Source organism: Syntrophomonas sp. (assembly GCF_028707975.1).
Classification (GTDB): Bacteria; Bacillota; Syntrophomonadia; order Syntrophomonadales; family Syntrophomonadaceae; genus Syntrophomonas.
Genome location: NZ_JAQVZX010000108.1, coordinates 1 through 5,596, shown reverse-complemented (window position 1 = coordinate 5,596; position 5,596 = coordinate 1). Strand labels below are relative to the sequence as shown.

Here is a 5,596-nt window from a genome sequence, read left to right as displayed (position 1 = left end):
TATTCTATGGAGATAAAGCGATGGTATGGGATGTAGGAGATTCCATTGGAATAAAAATAAATTGTGTAGAAGATGCCGGAAAACTTACTGATCCCATACCCTACTCAGTTTTGGTAACTTTCGAAATGGCAGAAGAACTGGATATTGATGTTTATACTGATGTTTTTACAAAGATTCGGGAAATGATACCTGTTACTGCCGGTATATAGGGTTAATTAATAATAAATTGTAAACCATCGAGAATTCCAAAAGTTAAATACCTGAAATATAGGATTATAGGAGCTTTAGTCAAAGTGAAGGGGTTATTAATTAATATCTATGTTCATCTTGTTAAGTTCTTGTATAATTGAGCAGATATTGTTTTCATAAAGTCCGATACTTCGAGGATTTTGTTGTCTAATTTAGAAGACTTTGGATAGGACGAAATCGAGTTAATGCACCGTAACGATGAATTAGAGGTTTTGTTATGAACAAGGTACTGATTTATGTTGAGGGCCCATCGGACAAATATGCTATGAGCAGTTTACTGGGTTCCCTGATTAGCGAAAAACTTCAGGCAGGAATACAAATCTAGGAAGCAGGAATCGGAGGAAAGGAAAAGTAGGTAGGATGAAAGCTAGCCTGGGAAATGAAGAATTACTAAATCTGCCTAAAACCGCTTTTCTCTGCAGCCGCCGGGTACCGGCTTCCGCTGTGCTCAAATGCTATGATTGGGCCAACGCCCAGCGTGAGGCCAGTCGCTGCGTTATCAGCGGCTTCCACAGCCAGATGGAAAAAGACGTCCTGCATTACCTTTTGAAAGGTACCCAGCCCATCATTTTAGCCCTGGCTCGCGGCCTGAAAACCCGCCTGGAACCTGAACTGAAACCCCCTTTGGAGCAAGGCCGCCTGCTCATCATTACCCCCTTTGACCATTCCGTAAAATGGGTTACCGCAGAAAACGCCGCCATCCGCAACCGGATGATGATAGAGTTGGCTGATGAGATAGTGGTGGGCTATTCCAACCCGGAAGGACAACTGGATATGATTCTTCACTATTATAAAGAGAGAATGATTGTCAGGTTGTAAATATTGGAGTAGATATATTAGCTGGAATCATGAAAAAACATATCCAGTATAAAGAGGACTTCAAATGTTATATTTCGGAAAATTCAGCTCCAAATATCCAGAGCAAATTGAAGGGAGATTCTATGCGGCAGGATCTGAAGGGATTGACTGGTATGGTGGAATAAAGACTTATCAAAAACGACTATGTTGCCGCTGCTAAGCCAAACCTGGATAGCAAAATAACAACGAAAGCATTAAAGTTGCCCCTGACTCATCTGTAAGAGGTGTCCCAATAGGATAAAGTGAAAATTAAGCGTTTAAACTAGAATTATAGATCACTATTAGTTCGGAAACAAATTAGTCTTATTTCTTCTTGCCAAAATAAGAGGTGAAAAATATATGAGTATTGATAAAATTCTAAAACAAGCATTAAACCTTAAAATAGAAGAGAGATTTATATTGCTGGAAAGTTTTATCAAGAGTATTGACGATTCTGGCCAGAACCTTGATGATTTATGGGCAGAAGAAGCGAAAAAGAGGCTTGCGGCGTACAGAGAAGGGCGATGGGAAGACATTTCAATGGAAGAGATGTTCAAGAACGGAGAGATGAGAGTCGTACGGCTCAAGGGGGTTATTAATGATGATCGACATTAGAAATCTGCCGGATGCATGGGAGATGATTGACCGGCTGGGTGGAGAAGAAGCCAAAGAGAAAGATGAGCTATACGATATCTATTATAGAATCTCGACCGCTCTTTTTGATTACCGGCTAAAGCATGGTCTATCGCAAAAAAAATTGGCGGATAAGCTGGGTGTTACTCAAGCTATGGTGGCTAAAATGGAGAGTGGCGACTATAATTATACGATTGAACAACTCTGGAAGATTGCTAATAAATTGGGTTTCAGATTTAGCATCGACTTTCAGGAGAGAAATTCATAAAAATGCCGTAGATGAACGACCTTATTACTCTGCTGCATATTTCCATTCATCCACCCATAAAAATCCTCGTAGTTGCCATTCGCAAACGGGAATGTGGTTTTACTTTATGAGTTATCTTCATAAGTGTTTTCAAACAATAGATTCATCCAATCCTGTTTGCTATGCAGTATCTGGGAAATGAAAATTTCGTCTTTAGCGATGCGATAGAAAATGATATACGGTTGGACTATAATGCGGCGGTATCCAGCTTTGACCAGGGACAAATCGTTGGTTGGCAGCACGATCCCCAGGCGAGGTTTGTCTGCCAGTTTAGAATAGAATTCTCAATTCGTTCCAACAACCTGGCGGTATCCTTTCGATTATCTTCAGCAATATAATCGAATATGCTGTCCAGGTCATCTACCGCGTCCCGGGTGTAGCGAATTTTAAGCCTGGCCATGGATACGCTCCTTTAGATGAGAGAAAACCTCTTCGTGTTCGAACAGTTCGCCTGCTGCAATCTGCTTATCTGTTGCGGAGAGCTTTGCTTGTAAGCGAATCCAGGCTTCGCGGCGGCAAAAGGCTTCATGGCTCATTACTACCAGGTCATTTTCGTCGTTGTTGGTGATCAGAATAGGGTCGTCAGTTTCATGACAGAGCTTGGAGAAACCCTTATAATCCGAGCGAATCACCGATGACGGCTTAACAATCATAAGGCCGGGCCGGCGGATTCTGTTTAGCATCATGCATGCCTCCTATCAATTATCTGTCGAAAGTCTACCACGAGGGTTAAGGCAAAGTCAAACAGACCGGTTGGCAGGGCTATTCCGGCGCTTAGATTATCCGGCGCAAGGTGAGAGAGCGACATCGTGGATGCTTTCGGTGTAGAACATCCTGTCCACTACTGTTTGAAGGCGGATATGGTTTCCTGGTAATAATGATCGTCTAGATCCTGGGCGCGCGGGTCAGGGTTGAAGAGGTAGAGGCGCTTGAACCTGCGCCATAGTTTGTCCAGGGGAGCCAGGGCAAAAAATTTCTCATAAAGCTGACAATGATTCTTCGGCTTCTTACCAGGCTCATAAAAAAACATGGCGTTTTCCCGTGCTCAGCTAAAGAGACAGTAAATGGTTATTTTCACTCTCAGTATATCATAAACAGGCTCCTGCTCGTTTAATTCATCCAATTATGGAAATATCTTTGGTATAATCTAAAATAGCTTTAAAAGGGGGAAGTATAGTGTATAAAAAAAAGATTGTTGGACTTATTCTCATCATTACACTGGCTTTGGGGTTAGCCGGGTGTCAAAGTGCGGTAACGAAAGGCGGACAGTCGGAAGGCAAAGATGTAATACCATTGATAATGCTTACATCAGAGCTTGCAGGAGAAAGTGATGCTGTCAGTATGGAGCGAGAGGCGAGACTGGCTTCCTGGGATTTGAAGAGTGGCAAACTCTCCTGGGAGCAGGAAGTCTGTTTCCGGCAGGAGATGGGGGAGGAGTATAATCCTCGACTGATCTGGGATGGCGGCTCCCGGCTTTTTGCTTGTTCATTTGGAAGCCAGGAAACTGGGAGATTAATAAAAGGCCAGGCCAGTAAATTAAGCGTTCAGGAAGTAAGAACGGATAGTATGCCTATGGTCGCAGCTATTAAGGCCTCATCCGAGCAGGATGAGCTTCTGCTGGCCTATCCTCGTTCCCAGTCAGGGGAATCACCGGATTCATCAATTCCGGAGGTGATCATTATCGAAAGTCACCGGGGCGATTTGGTGGTGAAGCGCGAACTACCGCTACCGGATTATGCCGCTAAGGGTGATATTATGCCTTTACTCATTTCCGGCAATTCTTCTCAATTCAATCTGCTTCTGCTTAATAATGATGTTGAAGCCGCAGAGGATGGGCTGCTTTTAGCCAAGGTCGCTGAGCAGCAGGAAGATTGGCAAAAAATAAAGGGTGAAACTTTGGGTTTAATTGTCGGCGGGGGAACGGATCTGGCTCAAGTCGGCAGCAATATCTACAGGACTATACCGGAGCCGGCAAAGCTTAGCTTGGTGCAGCGGGAACCGGCCTGGGAAGAATTTTCGCCCCTCAATGACCTCCAAGCTGGTTTAAGCAAGAATATCGAAAAGGCTATGGAGAAGTATGGCGATGCTTATTGTGATCTGCGACTGGGTAGTTTTAAGGATATTTTGCTGGTAGCGGCTGACCTGCCTGAAGAACACTGGATATGGGCTTTTCGAGGTGATAAGTGTATAGGCCGCTTGTATACTAATAATGAAACGCAAAGCATAGAGAGTTCCCCGGGGAATGAAAAGATGCAGGCAACTGCGTTTTCCACCCGGGCAGATTGGTTTATACTGCCGGCTGATGGTTACGGGCAGTATAAATAGTTTATTTACAAGCATCGTAAGGGAGGAATAGGCCGGGGATAGTTTTGGGGGATTACATTCAGTTTTGGGCTTTTGCCGAATCCCCTATTATCCTTGGCAGTAGCAAAGTCCCCATAGATTGTCAAGAGACAAGAAATTCATGGCAGTAGTGGAGAAAATGCTTTTAATAAATAATTGTACTCGATTAAATATCGTCATCCAACTTCTTCAAGTTCAGCCACTGATAATCCGGCCCGTCTATTAATATTAAACTGGATATTCGGGCTCCAGCGAAGGTTTTCAGACTATATATCAAGGTTATAGATTTATTTATTCTGCTTTTTATAGCCTTAACCTGCCGTTATGCCGCGAAAACACATTAACCTTATCCTATCGCATAATAATCTGTGACCCCTGGTTAATTATCAAGGTTACCACTATGCCCAGGAGCAGGGGAAGCAAAGCGGACAGCAAGGTCCAGCGAGCACTGCGGGTTTCTTTGAAAATGGTATAAAGAGTGGTGCCGCAGGGAAAATGGAGCAGTGAAAACAGCATGACGCAGAGGGCGGTAATCCAAGTCCAGCCATGATCCAGCAGTAAAATTCGCAATGCGTTCAGGCTATCCAATTCCAGCATGCTGCCGGCAGAGATATAGCCCATGATAAGGATGGGCAGGACGATTTCATTGGCGGGCAACCCCAGGAGGAAGGCGATGAGGATAATGCCGTCCATACCCATAAGCTGGCCCAGGGGGTTCAGCCAGCCCGCTATTAATGCAAAAACGCTGGTTTCGCCAATAAAACTATTAGCCAGTATCCAGGTCAGAGCTCCCGCCGGGGCGGCGATGACCACGGCCCGCCAGAGTACGAACAGGGTGCGGTCCAGCAGGGAACGGATAAGGATCTGACCCAGTTGGGGCCGGCGAAAGGGAGGGAGCTCCAGGACAAAAAAGGAAGACATTCCGCGCAAAAGGGTACGGGATAGCAAAGATGAAACCAGCAGGGTGGTTGCTATGCCGGTCATAATTATTGCTACCACTGCCAGGGTGGCCAGTATGGAGCTATAAGCTTGGGAAACCAGGGCACCCATAAAGATCGTGGCCAGGGCGATGAGCGTGGGAAAGCGGCCGTTGCAAATGGAGAAGGTATTGGTGAGTATGGCTATCAGCCTCTCCCGGGGGGAGTCGATAATACGGCAGGAAGTGACCCCGGCAGCATTGCAGCCAAAGCCCATGCACATGGTTAAACACTGCTTGCCATGGGCTCC

General features: G+C 45.1%; 8 protein-coding genes and 1 pseudogene. 5 read left to right on the top strand and 4 right to left on the bottom strand.

Going from position 1 to position 5,596, the window contains the following annotated elements; genetic code table 11:
• The 4 genes from PHP87_RS10405 to PHP87_RS10390 form a co-directional block, all read left to right on the top strand.
• A partial coding sequence (locus PHP87_RS10405) for a hypothetical protein (protein WP_299921089.1) occupies nucleotides 1–209 on the top strand: 209 nt, incomplete at its 5' end.
• A gap of 400 nt (nucleotides 210–609) precedes the next feature.
• Entirely contained in the window at nucleotides 610–1,068 is a 459-nt protein-coding gene (locus PHP87_RS10400) for a hypothetical protein (RefSeq protein WP_299921087.1), read from the top strand.
• A gap of 378 nt (nucleotides 1,069–1,446) precedes the next feature.
• On the top strand, nucleotides 1,447–1,701 hold the full coding sequence (locus PHP87_RS10395; RefSeq protein WP_299921085.1) for an addiction module protein: 255 nt from the start codon (nucleotides 1,447–1,449) through the stop codon (nucleotides 1,699–1,701).
• The gene (locus PHP87_RS10390; protein ID WP_299921084.1) at nucleotides 1,685–1,987 is read left to right on the top strand and encodes a helix-turn-helix transcriptional regulator; all 303 of its coding nucleotides are present in this window, start codon (nucleotides 1,685–1,687) and stop codon (nucleotides 1,985–1,987) included. The genes PHP87_RS10395 and PHP87_RS10390 overlap by 17 nt, the downstream gene beginning before the upstream one ends.
• A 104-nt stretch (nucleotides 1,988–2,091) precedes the next feature.
• On the opposite strand, the pseudogene PHP87_RS11970 reads toward PHP87_RS10390, so the two are convergent.
• The 3 genes and pseudogenes from PHP87_RS11970 to PHP87_RS10375 all read right to left on the bottom strand — a co-directional run bounded on the left by PHP87_RS11970 (nucleotide 2,092) and on the right by PHP87_RS10375 (nucleotide 3,056).
• Nucleotides 2,092–2,426: pseudogene (locus PHP87_RS11970) on the bottom strand (type II toxin-antitoxin system RelE/ParE family toxin).
• Nucleotides 2,413–2,712: a type II toxin-antitoxin system Phd/YefM family antitoxin gene (locus PHP87_RS10380; protein WP_299921080.1), complete on the bottom strand. Its 300-nt coding sequence runs from the start codon at nucleotides 2,710–2,712 to the stop codon at nucleotides 2,413–2,415. The pseudogene PHP87_RS11970 and the gene PHP87_RS10380 overlap by 14 nt, the downstream one beginning before the upstream one ends.
• A 155-nt stretch (nucleotides 2,713–2,867) precedes the next feature.
• Nucleotides 2,868–3,056: a hypothetical protein gene (locus tag PHP87_RS10375; protein WP_299921078.1), complete on the bottom strand. Its 189-nt coding sequence runs from the start codon at nucleotides 3,054–3,056 to the stop codon at nucleotides 2,868–2,870.
• 146 nt (nucleotides 3,057–3,202) lie between these two features.
• Between PHP87_RS10375 and PHP87_RS10370 the strand changes: the two genes are divergently transcribed.
• Nucleotides 3,203–4,351, top strand: a complete 1,149-nt coding sequence (locus PHP87_RS10370) for a hypothetical protein (protein WP_299921076.1) — start codon at nucleotides 3,203–3,205, stop codon at nucleotides 4,349–4,351.
• 369 nt (nucleotides 4,352–4,720) lie between these two features.
• Here the strand turns inward: PHP87_RS10370 and PHP87_RS10365 are convergent.
• Nucleotides 4,721–5,596, bottom strand: an 876-nt coding sequence (locus tag PHP87_RS10365; protein ID WP_299921074.1) for a nucleoside recognition domain-containing protein, incomplete at its 5' end; no start/stop codon positions are given.